The organism is Xanthomonas sp. WHRI 7065, from assembly GCF_040203115.2.
Taxonomy (GTDB): Bacteria; Pseudomonadota; Gammaproteobacteria; order Xanthomonadales; family Xanthomonadaceae; genus Xanthomonas; species Xanthomonas arboricola.
This window is the reverse complement of the sequence record NZ_CP168194.1, coordinates 1,771,698-1,792,829: the sequence shown is the minus strand read 5'-3', so window position 1 is coordinate 1,792,829 and position 21,132 is coordinate 1,771,698. Positions and strand designations below refer to the sequence as shown.

Below are 21,132 nucleotides of genomic sequence, written 5' to 3'. Positions count from 1 at the left end.
GGCCGCCCTGCAGGTCAGCCTCACCGATTGAGCACGGCCACCGGTGCGGCAGGCGCTTCGCCCTGCTTCCAGCCGCCCAGCGCCTTGTACACACCGACCACGCCGACATTCACCGCGGCTTCGGCCTGCGCCAATGCATCGTCGGCGGCCAGCTGGGTGCGTTGCGCATCCAGCAGGGTCAGGAAGTCTTCCGAGCCCTCGCGGTAGCGGATCTGCGCCAGTTGTTCGGCACGTCGCGCCGCATTGGCCTGCTCCACCACGATCGCCAGGCGTGCCTGCTGGCGGCCGTAGCCGATCAAGGCGTTCTCGGTGTCTTCCAGCGCCAGCAACACGGTTTGCTGGTATTGCGCCAACGCACCGTCGGCCTGCGCCTTGCTGGCGCGCAGGCGTGCACGCACGGTGCCGAAGTCGAATGCCGCCCAGCTGATCGACGGGGTGATCGACCAGGCCTTGCCGCTGCCCTCGGTCAGCCTGGCCGCGTCGCCGGACAGGAAGCCGACAAAGCCGCTGACGCTGATGCGCGGGAACAGATCCGCGGTGGCCACGCCGACCTGCGCGGTGGCCGCTGCCAGTCGACGTTCGGCGCTGCGCACGTCCGGGCGCTGACGCAACAATCCGGCGGTATCGCCCAGCGGCAACGCACGTGCGAACGCGGGCGTGGTGCGCGCTACCAGGGTGGCGTCCAGGGCATTGGGCGGCTGGCCGAGCAGCACCGCCAGACGATGGCGGTACTGCGCTTCGGCGGTTTCCAGCAACGGAATGTCCGCCTCGATCGCCTTCAGGCGCGCCAGGCTGCTCTGCACATCCAGTTCGCTGCCGGCGCCCAGATCCCAACGCGTCTGCGTCAGCCGCTGGGTGTCGTGCAGGTTGGTCAGCGTGCGCTTGGACACCTCCAGCTGCTTTTGCGTGCCGCGCAACTCGAAGTAATTGCGCGCCACTTCGGCAGCAACGGTGACCTGCACGTCGAGCAGGCCGGCCTGCTCGGCTTCCAGATCCGCACGCGCCGCTTCCGAGGCGCGCCGCTGGCGGCCGAACAGATCCAGCTCCCAGGCCGCATCCAGGCCCAGGGTGGTTTGCTCGGTGAGGAAGCGCTGGTTACCGGCAACCACCTGCTGCTGTTCGCGTCGATCGAAGCTGCTCTGCGCGGTGATGTGCGGGGCCTGGTCGAGGCGACGCTCGACGAACACCGCACGTGCCTGCTTGACGCGCGACACGGCGATGCGCAGATCGTGGTTGGCGAACAAGGCATCGCGCACCAGTTGTTCCAGCACCGGGTCGTCGAACTGCGACCACCAGTTACCGACCGGCGATTCGCCGCTGAAGGCCGCATCCTGCGCGCCCTGCAAGGTCACCGCGGCCGGCGGGTCGGGCCGGTAATCCGGCCCCACCGCACAGCCGCTGAGCACCAGCGCAGCCAGTGCCACGCTCAGGAAGTTTCTTACCATGGCAACACTTCTCCCAGATGCGTAAAGCTGCCGGTGGCGCCGTGCGCGTCGAGCAATGCCATCTGCACGCTGCTGTACGCGCCCTGCTCCACCTCGATCTCGCCGCCACCACCGTTCATGTCAGTTTTGACGTAGCCCGGATGCACGGTGTTGACCTTGATGGCGGTGTCGCGCAACTCATGGGCCAGGTGCACCGTCCAGCTGTTGACCGCGCTCTTGGAGGCGTCGTAGGCGGGAATCTTGAAGTCGTAGATCGGCGAACCGGGCTGGGTATGCAGGGTCAGCGAGCCGAGCATGCTGGACACATTGACGATGCGCCCGGCCAGCGAGCGACGCAGCAGCGGCAGGAATGCCTTGGTGACGCTGACGACCGCGAACAGGTTGGTGTCGAAGGTGCGCTTCCACACCTCCAGGCTCTGCTGCGACGGCGTGCGCTGCATGTCCTCGATCATGATGCCGGCGTTGTTGATCAGGATGTCCAGGTGGCCATGACGCTGTTCCACCGTGCCGACCGCCGCAGCGATGCTGATGTCGTCGTTGACGTCGAGCTGGATGGCCTCCACCGGCAGGCCTTCGGCCTGCAGCTTGAGTGCGGCGGCGACGGCATCGTCGCGCTTGCGCCCGGCCAGCAATGTATGCACGCCGGCCTGGGCCAGTTGCCGAACGGTTTCCAGGCCGATGCCGCGGGTGGCGCCGGTGACCAATGCGATCTTGTGGTTGCTCATTTCAATGTCCTTGTACTGCGAATGGGGATTGGGGACGACGCACTCACGCCTTGACGTGATCGTGCGCAACAGTGGCCGGTGCAGCGGCTTCGCGACGCGTCACCCACTTGCGCAGCGCCACGTAGAACACCGGGGTCAGGAACAGGCCGAACAAGGTCACACCGAGCATGCCGGCGAACACGGTGATGCCGGTGACCGAGCGCACTTCGGCGCCGGCGCCATGCCCGAACACCAGCGGCACGGTACCGGCGATGAAGGCGATGGAGGTCATCACGATCGGACGCAGACGCAGGCGGCAGGCTTCCAGCGCGGCGTCGACGATGCCCTTGCCGTGCATTTCGAGTTCGCGGGCGAACTCCACGATCAGGATCGCGTTCTTGCACGCCAGGCCCATCAGCACCACCAACCCCACCTGCACGAACACGTTGTTGTCGCCGCCGGTGAGCCACACGCCGAACAAGGCAGACAGCAAGGTCATCGGCACGATCAGGATCACCGCCAGCGGCAGCGTCCAGCTCTCGTACAACGCGGCCAGCACCAGGAACGCCAGCAACACCGCCATCGGGAACACGATCAACGCCGAGTTGCCCTGGGTGGATTGCTGATAGCTCAGGTCGGTCCACTCGATGTTCATGCCGTTGGGCAACACCTTCGGCGCCATGCCGGCCAGCGTCTGCATCGCCTGGGTGGAGGAGAGCACGCGCGGGTCCGCTTCACCGATCAGGTCGGCGGCCGGGTAGCCGTTGTAGCGGATCACCGGATCCGGGCCGTAAGTCTGGCCCAGCGTGACCATGCTGCCGATCGGCACCATCTGCCCGCGATCGTTGCGGGTGCGCAGGTTGGCAATGTCTTCGACGCTGTCGCGGAACTGTCCATCGGCCTGGGCGATCACCTGATAGGTGCGACCGAAGCGATTGAAGTCGTTGATGTAGGACGAACCCAGATAGGTCTGCAAGGTGTCGAACAGGTTGGTCAGCGGCACGCCCTGTGCCTTGGCCTTGTCGCGATCGACCTTGGCATCGAGCTGCGGCACATTGGCCTGATACGTGCCGATCGGGAACTGCATGCCCGGCGTCTGCGAGATCGCACCGGACATCGCATTGACCGCACTCTGCAACTGGCCATAGCCCAGGCCGGCGCGGTCCTGGATGTACAGCGAGTAGCCCGAGCCCTGCCCCAGGCCCAGGATCGGCGGCGGCATGAACGCAAACGCAAAGCCCTGCTGGATCTGGCTGATGCGGGCGTTGATCTCCGCGTTGATCTGCGCCGCAGTGCGGCTGCGCTGGCTGAATGGCTTGAGCGTCAGGAACACCGTGCCGGTATTGGGCGTGTTGGTGAACTGCAGCGGGTTCAGGCCCGGGAACGCAATCGCGTGGTCCACGCCTTCGGTCTGCAGCGCGATCTGGGTGATCTGACGGATCACTTCGTTGGTGCGTTCCAGCGAGGCGCCTTCCGGCAACTTGGTACCGGCAATCAGGTACAGCTTGTCCTGGGTCGGAATGAAGCCGCCCGGCACCACCTTGAACATGAAGCCGGTGACCACCAGCAGCAACACATACACCGCGAATACCGCGCCACGCTTGCCCAGGGTGCGCGAGACCGCGCCCTGGTACTTGTGCGAACTGCTGTTGAAGAAGCGATTGAACGGACGGAACAACCATCCGAACAAGCGGTCGATCAACCGCGACGGGCCGTCCTTCGGTGCGTCATGCGGCTTGAGCAGCATGGCGGCCAGTGCCGGCGACAAGGTCAGCGAATTGATCGCCGAAATCACCGTGGAAATGGCGATGGTCACCGCGAACTGCTTGTAGAACTGGCCGGTCACGCCCGACAGGAACGCCATCGGCACGAACACCGCGCACAGCACCAGCGCGATGGCGATGATCGGCCCGGACACCTCGCGCATCGCCTGATGCGCAGCAGCCAACGGGGCCAGCCCTTCTTCGATGTTGCGCTCGACGTTTTCCACCACCACGATCGCATCGTCGACCACGATGCCGATCGCCAGCACCAGGCCGAACAGGCTCAGCGTGTTGATCGAAAAACCCAGCAGGTAGAGCGCGGCGAACGTACCGACCACCGACACCGGCACCGCCAGCAACGGAATGATCGAGGCGCGCCAGGTCTGCAGGAACAGGATCACCACCAGCACCACCAGCAGCACCGCTTCCAGCAGCGTGTGCACCACCGCGCTGATCGAGTCGCGCACGAACACGGTCGGGTCGTACGCAGCCGACCACGCCATGTCCTGCGGGAACTGCTTTTCCAGCTCGGCCATCTTGGCGCGCACCGCATCGGACAATTCGATTGCGTTGGCACCCGGCGACTGGAACACGCCCATGCCCACCGCGTTCTTGTTGTCCAGCTGCGAGCGCAAGGTGTAGTTGCCAGCGCCCAGTTCCAGACGCGCCACATCCGACAGCCGCACGATCTCGCCGCTGTTGCCGCTGCGGATCACGATGTTGCCGAATTCTTCTTCGGTGGTCAGGCGGCCCTGCGCATTGATCGACAGCAGGAAGTCGCTCTTGTTGGGCATCGGCTCGGCGCCGAGCTGGCCGGCGGAGACCTGCACGTTCTGCTCGCGGATAGCCGCGACCACGTCGCTGGCGGTCAGCCCGCGCGCGGCGACCTTGTCCGGATCCAGCCAGATGCGCATGGCGTAATCGCCGGCACCGAAGATCTGGATCTGGCCCACGCCCGGCAGGCGCGACAGTTCGTCCTTGACCTTCAAGGTGGCGTAATTGCTCAGGTACAGCGAGTCGTACTTGCCCTTGGGCGAGGTCAGATGCACGACCATGGTCAGCGTCGGCGACTGCTTCTGCGTGGTCACGCCCTGGCGCCGCACGTCCTCGGGCAGACGCGCCTGCGCCTGACTGACACGGTTCTGCACCTGCACCTGCGCCTGGTCCGGATCGGTGCCCGGCTTGAAGGTCACGGTGACCACCAGCACGCCGTCGGAGCCGGCGACCGACTTCATGTACATCATGTCTTCCACGCCGTTGATGGCTTCCTCAAGCGGCGTGGCGACGGTCTCGGCGATGACCTTGGGATTGGCGCCCGGATACACCGCACGCACCTGCACGCTCGGCGGCACCACTTCCGGGTACTCGCTGATGGGCAGCAGCGGCATGGCGATCAGGCCGGCAGCGAAGATGATGATCGACAGCACCGCGGCAAAGATCGGCCGGTCGATGAAAAAACGGGAAAAGTCCATTGGGGTGGTCCTGAAAGAGGTTGCCGCCGGGTGGCGGCGCGGCACAGCGGCCCCGAACCGGCCTTGTTTCAAGGCCGGTGGTCACGGGCGCGATGCAGCGATGAATCAGTTCGAGGCGGTGCGCTTGTCCGGTGCCGTGGCCATGGCCACGGTCTTGGCATCGACCGGCATGCCAGGCATGAAGATCTTCTGCACGCCATCGACCACCACGCGATCGCCGGCGGCCAGTCCCTTGCGCACGATGCGCAGGCCGTCGGCATTGCGGCCCAGCTCGATGTCGCGCCGTTGCGCCTTGCCGTCCTTGTCGACCACATACACGTACTTGCGGTCCTGATCGGTCAGCACGGCCTTTTCGTCGACCAGCATGGCCTTGAACTGGCCGCTGCCCAGCAACTGCACGTGTGCATACAGGCCTGGCGTGAACTGGCGCTGCGCGTTGTCCAGCACCGCGCGCACGCGGATGGTGCCGGTGCTGCGGGTCACCTGGTTATCCAGGAAATCCACGCGCCCGGTGTGCGGGAAGCCCTGTTCGCCGACCAGGCCGATGCGCACCGGCAACTCGCCGCCGCGCGCATCCGGACGCTCGCCGTTGCGCGCCATCTGCGAATAACGCAGGAAGGTGCCTTCGTCGGCATCGAAGTACACGAACACCTTGTCCAGCGACACCAGCGTGGTCAGCACGCTGGCGCTGTCGCTGGCGGTGACCAGATTGCCGGCGGTGACCATCGCACGCCCGGCGCGGCCATCGATCGGCGCACGCACGCGGGTCCAGTCCAGGTTGAGCTTGGCGGTATCCAGCGCGGCCTGTGCGGCCAGCAGATCGGCATCGGCCTGATCGGCGGCAGCGCGGCGCTGCTCCCAGGTCTCGGTCGAAATGGCCTGCTGGTCGGACAGTTTGCGGGCGCGTGCCGCTTCGCTGCGGGCCAGCGTGGACTGCGTGCGTGCACGCACCAGCGCGGCATTGGCACGCGCGAATTCGGCGCGGTAGCTGCGGTCGTCGATGCTGAAGAGCACATCGCCCTTCTTCACTTCGGCGCCTTCGACGTAATTGACCTTGTCGATGTAGCCGGACACGCGTGGACGCAGCTCGACGCTTTCCACCGGCTCGATGCGGCCACTGAATTCGTCCCACTGGCTGATCTCCTTCAGCAACACCGGGGCGACGCTGACGCTGGGCGGCGGCGGCGCGCCGGTCTCGGCAGCCTTGCTGCCGCAACCGGCCAGCACAACCGCGAGTACGGCGCCCGTCAATACAGTACGCAAGGGAAAACGGAACGGGGTGGCGTTCGGGGTCATGGGGAAATCTCTCGGGTGGGGATGGGAAAATGCAGACCGGCGAGCCGGTCGGCCGAAGGAGCGGCGTGCAGGCGACGGCTGACGGTCACGATGGCTTGCCCGGGCTGGCCAGGCCCGGCGATCAGCGAGACTGCGGCACGGCCGACATCCACGGCGCGGATCCATTCCGGACACGCGTCCTTGGCACGGCCCGGCGTACACACCGGCTGCTCGACCGACAGCAGGTGCACGCGGACGCCCAGCGGCTTGGCTTCCTCGTGCAGGACCTGGGCGAGCATGCGGGTGGCGGCAGCGGCAATCGAGGTATCGCCGTGCGCGGCCCAGGCACGCAGCGCGCAGGGGCTGCCCAGCAACAGGTAGCGGCCGCCGCCCTCGGCCTCGGCCAGCAGCGGCAGCAGATGCCGCGCGGCCGCCAGGTGCGGCAGCACATCGCGCTCGATGCGGCGACGCAGCGCAGTGACCGGGCGGTCCAGCAGGCGGCCGGCCTTGAGCGGGCTGCCCACGCTGGCGATCACCGCCGCCAGCGGACGCGGGCGCTGGGCCACTTCGCCGGCCAGCGCCTGCGCCGAAGCGTCGTCGGCGACCGAGCCCTGCAAGGTTTCCAGCAGCGGTGTATTGCCATGCTGCGCGCGCAGCGCGTCGAGCTTGGCGGCGTCGCGTCCAATCACCAGCACCGGCATCCGGGCATCGAGCAAGGCGGCGACGATACCGGCGCCGACATTGCCCGCGCCGCCAATGACGGCCGTCTCGGATTGGACCATCCCGGTCATGGGACTTTCACTCCCGACATCGGGACAATTCCGCGCTGCGCCAGACGCGCCGACAGTCCAGTCCGCTGTGTCGGAGCGCCGCCGGCCTGACGCCGGGGCGATGTCGAAAAAGCGCGCGAAACGCCGGCGCGCGGGCTTCTCGCCGTGGAAACCACTGGATCGAAGGCACCTTCGATGGCGCTACGCGATGTCGACGACAAGCCGAAAACATTGCACAACCACATGGCCGTGCTCCTGCATGGAGGGGATGCCGCATAAGTTAGGCCCCAAACCAGCACTTGATTAGTCCGGATTTAGGGGAATAATCGTCCCGTAAGCGGTCTAATCCCTCCTGACCCCCGGAAGGCAGTCCCATGACTCACGATCTCAACGACACCCTGATCTTCGTCAAGGTGGTCGAACAAGGCAGCTTCATCGCCGCCGCCAACGCGCTTGGTCTGCCCAAGACCACCGTCAGCCGCAAGGTGCAGGAACTGGAAACCCGCCTGGGTGCCCGCCTGCTGCACCGGACCACGCGCCGCATCGGCCTCACCGAAGCCGGCTCGGTCTATCACGAACATTGCCAACGCATCGCACGCGAACTGGAAGAGGCCGAGAGCGCCGTCGGGCAGTTGCAGTCCGGTCCGCGCGGCTGGCTGCGCTTCACCGTGCCCTACTCGCTGGGCATCACCTGGATCGCGCCGTTGCTGGGCGAATTCCATGCGCAGTACCCGGAAATCCAGCTGGACATGCATCTGGGCAACGAGAAGCTGGACCTGATCGGCGGCGAAGCCGATCTGGCATTGCGCGTCGGCGCGCTGCCCGACTCCAATCTGGTCGCGCGCAAGCTCGGCAGCCTGCGCACGCAGGTCTTCGCCAGCCCGTCCTACATCGAGCGCTACGGCGAGCCGCTGCATCCGGACGAGCTGCAGTTCCATCGCACGCTGGCGCTGCGCAAGAACCGCAACGTGCACAACAACCGCTTTTTCTGGTCGCTCAGCGACGGCAGCGATGTACGCGATTTCCCGGTCAATCCGTTGATGGTGGCCAACGATCCGGCTGCGCTCAATGGCGCGGTGTTATGCGGCGAAGGCTTGCTGTTGACCGGCGATGTGATGGCCAAGCCGTTCGTGCAATCGGGTCTGGTGCGCCGGGTGCTCGCGGGTTGGACCGGGCCGGAGGTGGACTTCAACGCGGTGTTCGCCGGCGGCCGCCTGGTTTCGCCGAAAGTGCGCGCCTTCGTGGACTTCCTGGTGACGCGGATGAACTTCGATGCGGACTACATGATGGCGCAGTGCCCTGCGCGTCTGGCTGCGCAAAAGGCCGACAACGATGCAAAGATCGAGGTCGGCGCAGAGGCGGAACTGCGTGCCGAAGGCAAGCGCATCCTGGAAAACGTCACGGCGTAGTCCGCACTCGAATAGTCGCCTAACGGAGCACCCTTCTCCCCCTCGGGAGAAGGTGTCCGAATGGCGGATGAGGAGGCCTTGCCCGTACAAGCGAGAACTTCCTGGCTGCTACAAATCTCGAATCCCGAATCCCGAATTTCTGCAGCAGTGTCGAGGCCATCCAGCGCCGGCACTTTTGGTCGTGGCGAAGTCACCATACCGCTGTCGACCGATGCAATCTTGAAGCGACCGAACGCGCGAGCTTTAGCGTGGTCTGGAGATCCGAAACTGCGTTGGTCAACGCCTAGCGATAACGTCCAGCTGCAAGTCAAAAGACCAGTCGGTCGAGTGCGCGGTGCCCTCACCGCTTGCGGGACACGCCGTGAATCCGTCCGTGGAGGCTCCTCGGCGGCATCCATGCCGCCGAGGGTCCCGCAACCGGCAAGGACACCCCGCCAGAAAGTTGGTCGGCTGCTTTTTTAAGGATTGTTACTCGGCTTGCAACGGGAAAATGGTGAGAGGTTGATCGAACACTTAGTGCTCCGAGCAACCTACGGCATGCCTTGCTTGCAACCACGCACACCGACCATCTTCGATGGTCCTTGCCCGCCCACCGTCGCGGGACCTTACGCGGCATGGATGCCGCGTAAGAGCCTACAGGGACGTACTTGCGGCGTGTCCTGCGATGGTGGGCGGGCAAGGGCCCTGCAAAAAACCCGCAGATCGGCAGCTTTGCACCCGACGCGCGCTTGATCAAAATTTCGCAGCGCAAAAAAAACAGGCCGCTTTCGCGGCCTGTCTTGCTTACTCATCGCGGCTCGTCAGTCGACTCGCCACGCTTCAGTGCAGCAGACTCAACGCATGCCCGTGTTGTTGCCGGCACCCTCGGAGCGCAGCGGGATCAGGCGGATTTCGACGCGGCGGTTCTGTGCGCGGCCGGCATCGGTGCTGTTGTCGGCGATCGGGTAACGCTTGCCGGCGCCCATGGTTTCCATGCGCTCACGCTGCACGCCTTGTGCAGTCAGATACTGCGCGACCGCGCCGGCGCGTTCTTCGGACAGACGCTGGTTGACCGCATCGCTGCCGACGCTGTCGGTGTGACCAACCACTTCCACCATGGTCTGGTTGTACTCGCGCAGTGTGGACGCCACGCCATTGAGCGCGCTGTAGAACTGCGGCTTCAATGCAGACTTGCCGAAGTCGAAGGTGATGCCGTCGGGCAGGTTCAGGGTGATGTTGTCGCCCTGGCGCTGCACTTCGATCCCGGTGTTGGCAGTGCGCTCGCGCAGTGCGCGCTCCTGGCGATCCTGGTACTGGCCAACCGCCGCGCCGCTGAGCGCGCCGATGCCGGCGCCGACCATCGCATGCTGACGACGCTCGGTGGCGCTGTCGCCGGTCAGCAGACCAGCGGCCACGCCGATCGCGGTGCCGATCAGCGCATTGCGGCCAGTTCGGTTCTGCTGTTGGGTCTGCTCGCCATATTGGTCGCGCTGCACATACGAGCCGCCGGTGGCGCAGGCGGACAACGCAATGGCGCTGGCCAGGGCAACGGCAAGGCTCTTGGTGGCTGCTGGGGACATGGTGTTCTCCTGTGGCCGGACCATCCGGCACTCAATCGTGTCGGCGAGGATAAACAGGCCAACGCGACTGGCGCATGATGAAACCGACCTTCAATCGCGCGCAGCTAGTGCTGCATTCAGGAAAACGTTTTCTGCGTGGACAGCACCACGTATCGGCGTCACGCATTCGATGATGTACGAAACAAGCGTCGCAGCGCACGCACGCAACGCTTCAGCCTTGCAAAAGCAAACACGCAGAAGCAAGCATCAGCTGACCACGCAATCAGGAGGTTGCTCGCCCTGCCGCGCGCTTAGCCGCGCGTCTTCGCATACGCCGCCAGCGCCGCGTCGCGGCCTTCGGCCAGGCCGATGATCGGCGTGCGCGGATACTCCGGTGCCAGACGCGCCAGCGACAATGGATGCAGCCACGGTGCGAAGCGCTCCTTCACCGCAAGCTTGCCGAGCTCAGGTACCCAGCGCGTGATGTAGGCGGCCTGCGGATCGAACTTCTCCGCCTGCGTGACCGGATTGAACACACGGAAATACGGCGCCGCATCGGCGCCGGTACCGGCCACCCATTGCCAACCCAGCGTGTTGTTGGCCAGGTCCGCATCCACCAGCGTGTCCCAGAACCAGCGCGCGCCTTCGATCCAGTGCACGCGCAGATGCTTGCACAACAGGCTCGCCACGATCATGCGCACGCGGTTGTGCATCCAGCCGGTGTGCCAGAGCTGGCGCATGCCGGCATCGACGATCGGAATGCCGGTGCGGCCCCGCTGCCAGGCCTGCAGTGCGACCGGGTCTACCTTGGCCCAGTCAAAGCCTTCGAAACGCGGGTTGAGATTCTGGTTGGTGGTGTCGGGAAAATGGTGCAGCAGGTGATACGCAAAATCGCGCCAGCCCAGTTGGCGGATATAGCCGTCGATCTCGGCACCGTTGCGTGCGTTGCGATTGGCTTCCAGCGTGCTGGCAATCCGCCACGGCGCGATCTCGCCAAAGTGCAGATGCGGCGACAACTGTGAGCTGCCGACCCGGTCGGGCCGGTCGCGGTTTTCGCGATACCCGGACAGCGCGCCATCGATGAAGATTTCCAGCATCTCGTGCGCGCCGGCCTCGCCGGGCTGCCAGTGCTCCCAGAAGCCTCGGTCCCAGTCCAGCGCCGGCAGCAGCCCCAGCGTGTCCAGCGCAGCGCTCTTCAATTGCGCAGGCAGCGGCGGCAGGCTGCGCGGTGCCGGCACCGCAGCCGGCAATTGCAGCTGAGTGAGCGCATTGCGCCAGAACGGGGTGAACACCTTGTACGGGCCGCCCTGCTGCGTCGTCAACTGCCACGGTTCGAACATCAGTGCGGAGTTGCAGCTCTGCACTTCGATCCCGCGCTCGCGCAGGCTGCGCTTGATCTGCGCATCGCGCGGCTGCGTGGCCGGCTCGTATTTGCGGTTCCAGTACACCGCCACCGCCTTGGTCTGCGCGATCACCTCATCCAGTACCTGCGCACTGTCACCGGCGCGAATCACCAGGCCGCTGCCCAGTTCGCGCAGGGCCGCATCCAGCGCCGCGAGCGAGCGATGCCGCCAGCTCCGCGAGGCGGCGCCTGGCGTCCACTCGCCCTCTTCGTGCGGCGCATCGATATACAGCGGAATCGGCTGATGCCCCGCATCCAGCGCAGCCTGCAAGGCCGGGTTGTCCTGCAGGCGCAGATCGCGACGGAACCAGACGATGGCGTAGGACATACAAGCTCGGCAGCGGCGATGAGGCGCGCAGCATAAGCCAGCAGATGCAAGGATGGCGCGATGCCGCAGCGACGGATTGCCGCCCGGCATCACGCAGGAGGTTTATTCGAAACTGCCCACCGAATCGTGGGCCAGATTGTCGAACCGGGTGTATTCGCCGAAGAACTTGAGCTTGCACGACCCGGTCGGTCCACCGCGGTGCTTGCCGATGATGATCTCGGCCAGGCCCTTGTCCGGCGAATTTTCCTTGTTGTAATAATCGTCGCGATAGATGAACACGATCATGTCCGCGTCCTGCTCGATCGCGCCGGATTCGCGCAAGTCGGCCATCACCGGGCGCTTGTCGGTCCGTGTTTCCAGTGAGCGGTTGAGCTGCGACAACGCAATTACCGGCACGTTGAGCTCCTTGGCCAGGCCCTTGAGCGAACGCGAGATTTCCGAGATTTCGGTCGCGCGGTTTTCGCTGTTGCCCGGCACCGACATCAGCTGCAGGTAGTCGATGACGATCAGGCCCAGGTCGTGCTCGCGCTTGAGTCGGCGGCACTTGGAGCGCAGCACTTCCGGCGACACGCCCGGCGTGTCGTCGATGAAGATTTTGGTTTCCTTCAGCATCTTGATCGCGCCGGTCACACGCGCCCAGTCCTCGTCTTCCAACGCGCCGGTACGCAAGCGTTGCGCATTGATGCGGCCATTGGACGAGATCAGGCGCATCGCCAGCTGCGATGCCGACATTTCCATCGAGAATACCGCCACGCCCTTCTTGGATTTGATCGCGGCGTATTCGGCGATATTCAGCGCAAATGTGGTCTTGCCCATCGCCGGACGCGCGGCCAGGATGATCAGGTCGGTCGGCTGCAGGCCGGAGGTCATCGCGTCGAAATCGTTGTAGCCGGTCGGCAGGCCGGTGATGTTGCCGCCGTTTTCGAAACGGCTGCGCAATTCCTCGAAGGCGTCCTTCAACGCGCCCGGCATCGCCACGAAGTCGGTACGCCCGCGCGCGCCGGCCTCGGCGATCTTGAACACCGCCTTTTCCGCCGACGACAGCAACTCCACGCTTTCGCGGCCCTCCGGCTGGAAGCCGTCGTTGACGATGGTGGTGCCGACCTCGATCAGCTGTCGCAACACCGCCTTGTCGCGCACGATCTCCGCGTATGCGGCGATGTTGGCCGCCGAAGGCGTGGTGCTGGCCAGCTCGATCAGGTACGCGCCATCGCCGACCTGCTCCAGCTTGCCCTGCGACTCGAACCACTCGCCCAGGGTCACCGCATCGAAGGGACGGTCCTTTTCGTTCAGTTCGCGAATCGCGCGGTAGATCAGCCGGTGATCGCGGCGGTAGAAATCGTTGTCGGTCAGTTGGTCGTTGACCCGATCGAACGCATCCGGCGCCAGCATCAACCCGCCGAGCACGGCCTGCTCGGCCTCGACCGAATGCGGCGGTACCCGCAACTGGTCAAGCCGCGGCTCGGGACGATCGTAATCGTCATCGTCGCGATCGCGATTGCGCTTGGAACGGAAACCAGGACGAGCAGCCATGGACAAACAGACCTGACACAAGGGAGACGAGGGCAGGAAGCATAGTCATCGGCGGCGCCGACGACCATGCACAACTCTGTGGATAACTGGTGGACAGCCGGTGCATCACCGTTCTACGCGGCGGCTGTCGCAACCACCGAGACGCTTGCTGCACCTGGGTTTGCGCTGGGTCACCGGTGCCGGTTGACAGCTGTCTCCAGGCCCAACGCCGCTGTGGTCAACTCAGCGCTTGGACTGTTCGACCAGGCCCAGGAAGGCGTCGACGAAGCCCTGCAGGAACTTGCGGCTGTCGGCATTGGCGACCTGGTCGTCGGCACCGAACAGGCCGTCCTTGTACTGCAGGAAGACTTCCGGTTGGCCGAGTACCCGCATGTCCAGATACGACAGCACATTGCGCAGGTGCTGCTGCGCGGTGGCGGTGCCGATCGCCCCGACCGAGATGCCGACCACGGCGGCCGGCTTGCCCGCAAACGCGCTGTCGCCATAGGGGCGCGAGCCGGTATCGAGGGCGTTCTTGAGCACGCCGGGAATCGAGCGGTTGTACTCCGGGGTCACGAACAGCACCGCGTCGGCCGAGCGGATCTGTTGCTTCAGCCGCGTGCCCTCTGCCGGGTAATCGCCATCGTGGTCCTGGTTGTACAGCGGGATGTCGCCGATCTCCACGTACTCGAACACGGCCTTGTCGCCGGCCAGATGCTCCAGCGCGCGCGCCAGTTGGCGGTTGTAGGACGCGGCACGCAGGCTGCCGACCAGCACGGCGATGGTGATCTTGCTCATGGGGAACGCTCCATTGGGGGAATCAGCGCCCGACTCTAGTCAGCCTGGCGCTCATACCCGGTGAAGCGCGGCTGCCTCAGCGGCCGATCGCGGCGCGTTGGGCGCGCCAATGCACCTGCCAGGCCTGGAACATCAGCACCGTCCACAGGTGCGTATGCCATTTGCGCTCGCCGCCGTTGAAGTCCCGCCACAGCCCGGCCACGGTGTCGGCGGCGAACACGCCGTCGCGCTCCAGCGTGGCGTGCGCCAGCAGATCGTCGGCCCAGCCGTGCAGGTCGCCACGCAACCAGGCACTGACCGGCGCGCCGAAGCCGCGCTTGCCGCGGTAGACCATCGGGTCGGGCAGATAGCGGCACAGCACGCGCTTGAGCAGATATTTGCTGACCCCGTCGCGGTACTTCAGCGACAGCGGCAGCGACCAGGCGAACTCGGCCACCCGCCAGTCCAGCAGCGGCGCGCGCGCTTCCAGCCCCACCGCCATGGTGGTGCGGTCCACCTTGCACAGCAGATCGTCGGGCAGATAGGCGGCAAAGTCGGCCAGCATCATCGCGTCGGCCGGCGTGCCGGAACCGTGCAGCGGGTCGGCCAGGCTGTAGAAACTGTCGGGCTCGGTGGCGCCCAGCACCACCGCGGCCGGATCGCGCCAGCGCGAGATGCGGTTACGGTAGATGTCGCCGATGCCGCGTGCGCCGGCCTCGGCCACCAGCGCGGCCAGGCCGCCGGTGCGCGAGGACTCGCCATTGCGGCGTGCCGCCAGCACCATCAACCGCCGCAGCGGCCCCGGCACCAGCCCGTGCATGCGCCAGTTGCGCAGCGCACGCTGGTACCGGCCGTAGCCGAAGAACAGTTCGTCGCCGCCATCGCCGGACAGCGCCACCGTCACCCCGCCGCGCGCCAGCCGTGCGACCAGCGCGGTCGGCACCTGCGAGGCATCGGCGAAGGGCTCGTCGAACATGTCCGGCAGGGTCGGCACCACCGCCAGCGCGTCGGCGCCGCTGACATACAGCTCGGTGTGGTCGGTGTGCAGATGCGTAGCCACTTCGCGCGCCAGCGGCGCTTCGTCGTGATGCGAACCTTCGAAGCCGATGCTGAAGGTATGCACCGGCTGGGCGCTCTGCGCCTGCATCATCGCGGTGACGATCGACGAATCGGTGCCGCCGGACAGGAACACGCCCACCGGCACGTCGGCCACCATGCGCAGCGCCACCGCATCGCGCAGCACGGCATCGAGCTGTTCCTCGGCCTGTGCATCGCTGCCGGTGAACGGCGCCGCCAGCGCGCGCTGCATCGCCTCGCGCGCGTTCCAGAACGGCTGCTGCGCCTGGTCCGGCCGATGCGCCACCGCGCCGGCCGCCACCATCTGTGCATCCAGCCGCAGCACCCGCCCGGGCATCAACTTGAAGGTGCGCTCGTGGATGCAGGCCGGCGCCGGGATGTAGCCCAGCCGCAGCAGCAAGGTCAGCGCATTGCGATCGACCCCGTTATCGAAGTCCGGGTGCTGCCACAGCGCCTTGAGTTCGGAGCCGAACACCAGGGTGTCGCCGGCCCAGCCGTAGTACAGCGGCTTCTTGCCGACGCGGTCGCGGGCCAGATACAGGCAGTTGTCGCGCTCGTCCCACAACGCCAGCGCGAACATGCCGTTGCAGCGGCTCAGGGTGTCGTCCAGCCCCCACTCCACCACCGCCGCCAACAGCACTTCCGTATCGGAATGACCGCGGAAGCGGTGCCCGAGTGCGGACAGCGCTGCGCGCAGCTGCGCGAAGTTGTAGATCTCGCCGTTGTAGGCCAGCACATAACGGCCATCGGCCGAGCGCATCGGCTGATGGCCCAGCGGCGACAGATCCAGGATGCTCAAGCGTTGATGCGCCAGCGCCACGCCGGCCTGCGCATCGCACCAGGTGCCGGCATCGTCGGGGCCGCGATGACGCAAGGCGGCGCCCATCGGCCGCACCAGGGCATCAAGTTGTTCGCCATGCATGCGTGGCGAGGCCAGCAGCAGTCCAGCCAATCCGCACATCGTCAGTGCTCCCGCCGGCAGCACATGCCGCTCATGCCGTCACCGTGCCGGGCGCAGGCGCCGGCATTGCAATAAAACCGGGTACTGCCTGCACGCGCTGCAGCCAGGCACCGATCGCCGGCCAGCGCTCCAGATCGAAGCCGCCGTCCTCGGCGCAATGGGTGTAGGCAAACAGCGCGATATCGGCGATGCCGTAGTCGCTGCCGGTGAACCAGCGGTGCTGCTGCAGATGCTGTTCCATCACGGCCAGCGCCTGCTCGCCGCGGGCGCGCAGCTGCGGCAGTTCGGCGCGGCGCGCGGCATCGCGCGGCGTCCACCGGCTGATGAACCGCGCTACCGCGACATACGGCTCATGGCTGTATTGCTCGAAGAACATCCAGCTCAAGGCCTGCGCGCGCTGCCACGCGTCGGTGGGCAGATACGGGGTGCCTTCGGCCAGCCAGAACAGGATCGCGTTGGATTCGGTCAGCACGCGGCCGTCGTCGCGCTCCACCATCGGCACCTTGCCGTTGGGATTCTTGGCCAGATACGCGGGCGTGCGGGTTTCACCTGCGGCGCTGTCGACCTCGACCCAGTGATAGCGGCTGCCCAATTGCTCCAGCAGCAGGCGCACCTTGTAGCAGTTGCCGGAACTGGACATGCCATGGACGGTCAACGGGGGACGCACGGTCGACATCAAGCTGGCTCCGCGGCAGCAACGAGGGGCTGGCAGTGTCACAGCCCCGGGGGTCTTTGCAAAGCCCTGCACCGATTCTGCTGCAAGGCGTGGCCGCGGTTGCCTGCGCTGCCGGCGGCGCGGCTCAGCGCATCACCACCAACGCCACCGGCACACCCAGCACGGCGACCAGCATGACCAGCACCGACACCGTCAATGCCAGCGCACCAAAGGCCCGCGCGCGTGCGCAGCCGGTCGCACCGGCAACCGCCTGGACCGCAGCGATCGACCACCATAGCCCGCCCAGCAGCAGCATCAGCACCGCCATGGCCACCTGCGCCAGCCCGGCCGGATCGTGCACAGCGGTCCGGAACAGGACGATATCGCCACCGAGCGCGGCCAGCGCCGCCAGCAGGCAGACCAGCCATGGCAAGGCACTGCCCAGCAGCGCCGGCAGCAACACCGCAAACTCCGCAGTGCCGCCCATCCAGCGCAGCATCCACTGCAACAGCACGCAGCCCACCAGCGCGATGGCCAGCATGATCGCCACGGCGATGGCGTGCACCCACAGTGGCTGCGGAGACACCCATATCCAGCTCGAGAACACCAGGATCAGGCCGAACACGCACCACGCGCTCCGGCGCGCGCCGGCCTGCGTGTGCAGGCGCTGCGCAACGGTGTGCGGATCGAACAGCATCCCGCCCAAGCCACCGCCGCGCCACCAGGCCAGGCATGCCAGCACCAGCACGATCAGCGCCAGCAGCGCGGCCAGCGGATAGACGAAGACGTGCATCTCCAGCGGCTGTCTGTGCGGGTGCGGCTTGAGGTCGTGATTGAAGTACAGCAGGTCGCGGGCACGCTCCATGTCGGCGGCGGCACGCTTCACGCCGCTGGCGGGAATGCGGTCGGACAGGCGCTGCCACTCGCCGACGATGACGATGCGTCCTTCGTGCGTGGAGACCGTGCGCGAGAACCGGAACCACGGGTTGGCGACCACCTGCGTATCGGCTTCCACCCGCACCGCCGGGTCGACCCGCACCCGCACGGTCTGCCGCGCCAGCCGCGGGCCGCCCAGCGCCAGCGGGCTCTTGCGCGCCGCAGTGGGCAGGGCGTCCATCCATTCGCCGAGCTGGAACAGCGGGAAGCCCAGCTCGTCGCCCTCGTCGGTCGGCCACTCCAGGCGGTAGGCCTCGTGCGTGCGCACGTTCAACACATCGGTCGCGTCGATGGTCGGCACGCCGACCTGCGTCAGCGCGGTGTAGTACTGCTGCATGAATTCCAGATAGTGCTCGCCGACCGCCTGCGCACCGTTGTCGTCGAAGCTGGTCGCCACGCGCTCGCCACGTCCCTGGCGATACGTGGTGTCCACGGTGAAGGTCGCCACACGCTGCGGCTTGCGCAGCGAGATCACGATCTCCTCGTCCACCTCGACCTGCGGCAGCGTCGGCATCGGCGATGGCACCGCCACCAGATCGCGCTGCCCACCCACGACCGGCAGGCCGCGCACGAACGGCAACGGCCGGCGTTGCGCCAGCGGGCCTTCTTCGCGGTCGCGCGTGGCATCCACCCATACTTCGCCCTGCGGCAGATGCGCGCGCACCACCACGTGGTCGAACGCGTAGGGACTGGGCAAGCGCAGATCCAGCCCGTGGCCCTTGTCGCTGCTCACCAGCACCGGCTCGGCGCGGATGCCGGCCAGTTGCAGAAGGGCGATCAACAGCGTTGCCTTGTCCTTGCAGTCGCCGTAGCGATTGCGCAGCGTCACTTCCGGCGTATGCGGCGCGTGCGAGTTCTCGCCCATGTCCAGGCCGACGTAGCGGATCTCGCCCTGCACGAAGGCCACTGCGCGCAGCAGTGCGCCCTGCGGGTCGTCGCGGCGCAGCTGCAGGTTCTGCACCATCCCGTCGGCAACGCGCGCGTCCTTGAACGCGTGCGGATACAACTGCGCGGCCCATGCCGCCACTGCCGCCCAGTTGCCGGCAGTGGAGACTTCGATCCGGCCATACGGATCGACATCCTCCGGGCTGTCCTTTTCCTCCTGCACGGCGGGCAGGTCGCGTGCGGCGATGTCCAGTGTCGCCACATCGCCGGTGCGGCTGACGTTGCGGCTGAAACCGGGCGCAGTCACCCGCCACTGCAATCCCATGCCGGCCGGATGCCGCACGCGCACCCGGCGCTCGCCCAGCGGCACGCCGTAGCGCGCATCGAACACGTCGTAATAGCCCTTGCCGAATACCGGATTGCTGCCGGTGATGGTCACGCCGTAGTCGACCCGGTCGCCCACGCGCAGGTCCGGCAAGGTGATCGACAGCGTCAGCGCGCCATCGATCAAACCGTCTTCCAGTCCGCTTTCGCGGCGCAACCGGGCATAGTGCGCCTGCTTGCGCATGTCGATGCGCTTGCCGTTGCGCCAGACCTCTAGGCTGTTGAGCGCCAGCTGCTGGTACTGCGGCTGATAATCGATGGAGATCTGTCCGGCTTCGTCCAGACTTTTCGCGCGCTGCACGGTGTAACTGAGGCGGCGATACGCCTGCGGCGCCGCGCCGGTCAGATCGACCTGGTCGGATACCAGCTCATAGCGCAGCCCGCTGGCACCGGGCACCTTGTCGGGCACCGCATCGGCGATGACCCAGGCCGGTGGCGGCGCCATACGCGGCGCCTCGCTGGCCTGTGCCGGTGCGATCACGCTCGCAACCACCGCCAGCACGCAGCGCATCCAGAACACGCCACGCAGGCGTCGCCTCCCATCCCTGTCGATCAACACCCACTCCTCGTCAAAACGCATTGAGTCCCGTCAGCGCACGCCCGACCACCAACTGATGCACGGTCTCGGTACCCTCGTAGGTGATCACCGATTCCAGGTTCAGCGCATGCCGGATCGCCACATGTTCGGTGGTGATGCCGGCCGCGCCCAGCAGATCGCGGCACTCGCGCGCCACGTCCAGGGCCATGCGGCAATTATTCCACTTTGCCAGCGAGATCTGTTCCGGCCGCAGCTGGCCGGCCTGCTTCAGCCGCCCCAGCTGCAGCGCCAGCAGCTGCGCGGTGGAAATCCGCCGCGCCATGTCGGCCAGCTTGATCTGCGCGCTCTGCGTGGCCGCCAGCGGCCGGCCGAACAGGATGCGTTGCCCGCTATAGGCCAGCGCCTCGCGCAGACAGGCCACCGCCGCGCCGATCGCGCCCCAGGCGATGCCGTAGCGCGCCTGATTGAGGCACCCCAGCGGCGCCTTCAGACCGGCCGCGTTCGGCAGGCGCATCTGCTCCGGCACGTACACATTGTCCAGGAACAAGCCCGAGGTCACCGATGCGCGCAGGCTCATCTTGTGCGCGATGTCCTGCGCACTGAAGCCGGCGCTGCCGGTCTCCACCAGAAAGCCGCACACGCCGTCATCGGTATGCGCCCAGATGATCGCCAGGCCGGCAATGCTGCCGTTGGTGATCCACATCTTGGCCCCGTTCAAGCGCCAGCCGTCGCCCTGCCGCACCGCGCGCGTGGTCATCGCGGCAGGATCCGAGCCGCCCTGTGCTTCGCTCAGCCCGAAACAGCCGATCAGACGGCCGGCGGCCATCTCCGGTAACCAGCGCTGGCGCTGCTCGTCGCTGCCGTAGGCATGGATCGGGTACATGCACAGCGAGGACTGCACGCTGACGAAGCTGCGCAGGCCGCTGTCGCCGCGCTCCAGTTCCTGGCAGATCAATCCGTACGCCACCGCGCCCAGGCCCGCGCCGCCATCGCGGACCGGCAGGCTGGCGCCCAGAAGGCCGAGCTCCGCCAGTTCCGGTACCCATTCGCGCGGAAAGCGCCCTGCATCGAAGGCATCGCCGATCGCCGGCAGCACCCGCGTATCGGTGAAGCGCGCGACCGCATCCTGCACTGCCCGCTCTTCGTCGGTCAGCAGCGCACGTACATCGAATAGATCATCGGGGCGCACCGGCATGTCGGCTTCCACTGCAGGAGAAGTGGCGATTATCAGCCAGTTGCCGGCCGAACATGGCGGCGACCTGTTCAGCGCACGGACGTCGTCACCAGCGCCCGAAAACGAA

General features: G+C 66.4%; 15 protein-coding genes. 1 reads left to right on the top strand and 14 read right to left on the bottom strand.

Features of this window, described 5'->3' with window-relative positions:
* Positions 1-20 precede the first annotated feature (20 nt).
* The 6 genes from ABQY64_RS07730 to ABQY64_RS07705 form a co-directional block, all read right to left on the bottom strand.
* A complete protein-coding gene (locus ABQY64_RS07730; RefSeq protein ID WP_126968365.1) occupies positions 21-1,445 on the bottom strand; it encodes an efflux transporter outer membrane subunit in 1,425 nt (474 codons plus the stop codon).
* On the bottom strand, positions 1,439-2,170 hold the full coding sequence (locus ABQY64_RS07725) for an SDR family oxidoreductase (RefSeq protein WP_039520437.1): 732 nt from the start codon (positions 2,168-2,170) through the stop codon (positions 1,439-1,441). The genes ABQY64_RS07730 and ABQY64_RS07725 overlap by 7 nt, the downstream gene beginning before the upstream one ends.
* A 43-nt stretch (positions 2,171-2,213) precedes the next feature.
* Positions 2,214-5,384 carry an efflux RND transporter permease subunit gene (locus tag ABQY64_RS07720; protein ID WP_039520435.1) on the bottom strand — a complete coding sequence of 1,057 codons (3,171 nt, stop codon included), beginning with the start codon at positions 5,382-5,384 and terminating at the stop codon, positions 2,214-2,216.
* Positions 5,385-5,489: 105 nt separating this feature from the next.
* The gene (locus ABQY64_RS07715) at positions 5,490-6,680 is read right to left on the bottom strand and encodes an efflux RND transporter periplasmic adaptor subunit (protein WP_024938934.1); all 1,191 of its coding nucleotides are present in this window, start codon (positions 6,678-6,680) and stop codon (positions 5,490-5,492) included.
* Entirely contained in the window at positions 6,677-7,450 is a 774-nt protein-coding gene (locus tag ABQY64_RS07710) for an SDR family NAD(P)-dependent oxidoreductase (RefSeq protein WP_104594799.1), read from the bottom strand. The genes ABQY64_RS07715 and ABQY64_RS07710 overlap by 4 nt, the downstream gene beginning before the upstream one ends.
* Complete coding sequence (locus tag ABQY64_RS07705) at positions 7,447-7,674, bottom strand: hypothetical protein (protein WP_080639618.1); 228 nt, start codon at positions 7,672-7,674, stop codon at positions 7,447-7,449. Before ABQY64_RS07705 ends, ABQY64_RS07710 begins: the two co-directional genes overlap by 4 nt.
* 129 nt (positions 7,675-7,803) lie before the next feature.
* On the opposite strand from ABQY64_RS07705, the gene ABQY64_RS07700 reads away from it, so the two are divergent.
* Positions 7,804-8,838: a LysR family transcriptional regulator gene (locus ABQY64_RS07700; RefSeq protein ID WP_016850355.1), complete on the top strand. Its 1,035-nt coding sequence runs from the start codon at positions 7,804-7,806 to the stop codon at positions 8,836-8,838.
* 833 nt (positions 8,839-9,671) lie between these two features.
* Here the strand turns inward: ABQY64_RS07700 and ABQY64_RS07695 are convergent.
* From ABQY64_RS07695 to ABQY64_RS07660, 8 genes are all read right to left on the bottom strand, one after another.
* A complete protein-coding gene (locus tag ABQY64_RS07695) occupies positions 9,672-10,397 on the bottom strand; it encodes an OmpA family protein (protein WP_016902719.1) in 726 nt (241 codons plus the stop codon).
* Positions 10,398-10,687: 290 nt separating this feature from the next.
* Positions 10,688-12,106, bottom strand: a complete 1,419-nt coding sequence (locus ABQY64_RS07690; protein WP_349780630.1) for a deoxyribodipyrimidine photo-lyase — start codon at positions 12,104-12,106, stop codon at positions 10,688-10,690.
* 102 nt (positions 12,107-12,208) lie between these two features.
* Entirely contained in the window at positions 12,209-13,639 is a 1,431-nt protein-coding gene (locus tag ABQY64_RS07685; RefSeq protein ID WP_016902717.1) for a replicative DNA helicase, read from the bottom strand.
* Positions 13,640-13,861: 222 nt separating this feature from the next.
* Entirely contained in the window at positions 13,862-14,416 is a 555-nt protein-coding gene (locus ABQY64_RS07680) for an NADPH-dependent FMN reductase (protein WP_024938931.1), read from the bottom strand.
* Between the two features lie 76 nt (positions 14,417-14,492).
* Positions 14,493-16,433 (bottom strand): asparagine synthase (glutamine-hydrolyzing), encoded by a 1,941-nt coding sequence (gene asnB / locus ABQY64_RS07675; RefSeq protein ID WP_349780629.1) that lies wholly within the window; start codon positions 16,431-16,433, stop codon positions 14,493-14,495.
* 31 nt (positions 16,434-16,464) lie between these two features.
* Positions 16,465-17,109, bottom strand: a complete 645-nt coding sequence (locus ABQY64_RS07670) for a glutathione S-transferase family protein (protein ID WP_181143244.1) — start codon at positions 17,107-17,109, stop codon at positions 16,465-16,467.
* Between the two features lie 124 nt (positions 17,110-17,233).
* Entirely contained in the window at positions 17,234-19,804 is a 2,571-nt protein-coding gene (locus ABQY64_RS07665; RefSeq protein ID WP_349780632.1) for a DUF3857 domain-containing protein, read from the bottom strand.
* Positions 19,805-19,862: 58 nt separating this feature from the next.
* Positions 19,863-21,038: an acyl-CoA dehydrogenase family protein gene (locus tag ABQY64_RS07660; RefSeq protein WP_016902712.1), complete on the bottom strand. Its 1,176-nt coding sequence runs from the start codon at positions 21,036-21,038 to the stop codon at positions 19,863-19,865.
* Positions 21,039-21,132: the final 94 nt, after the last annotated feature.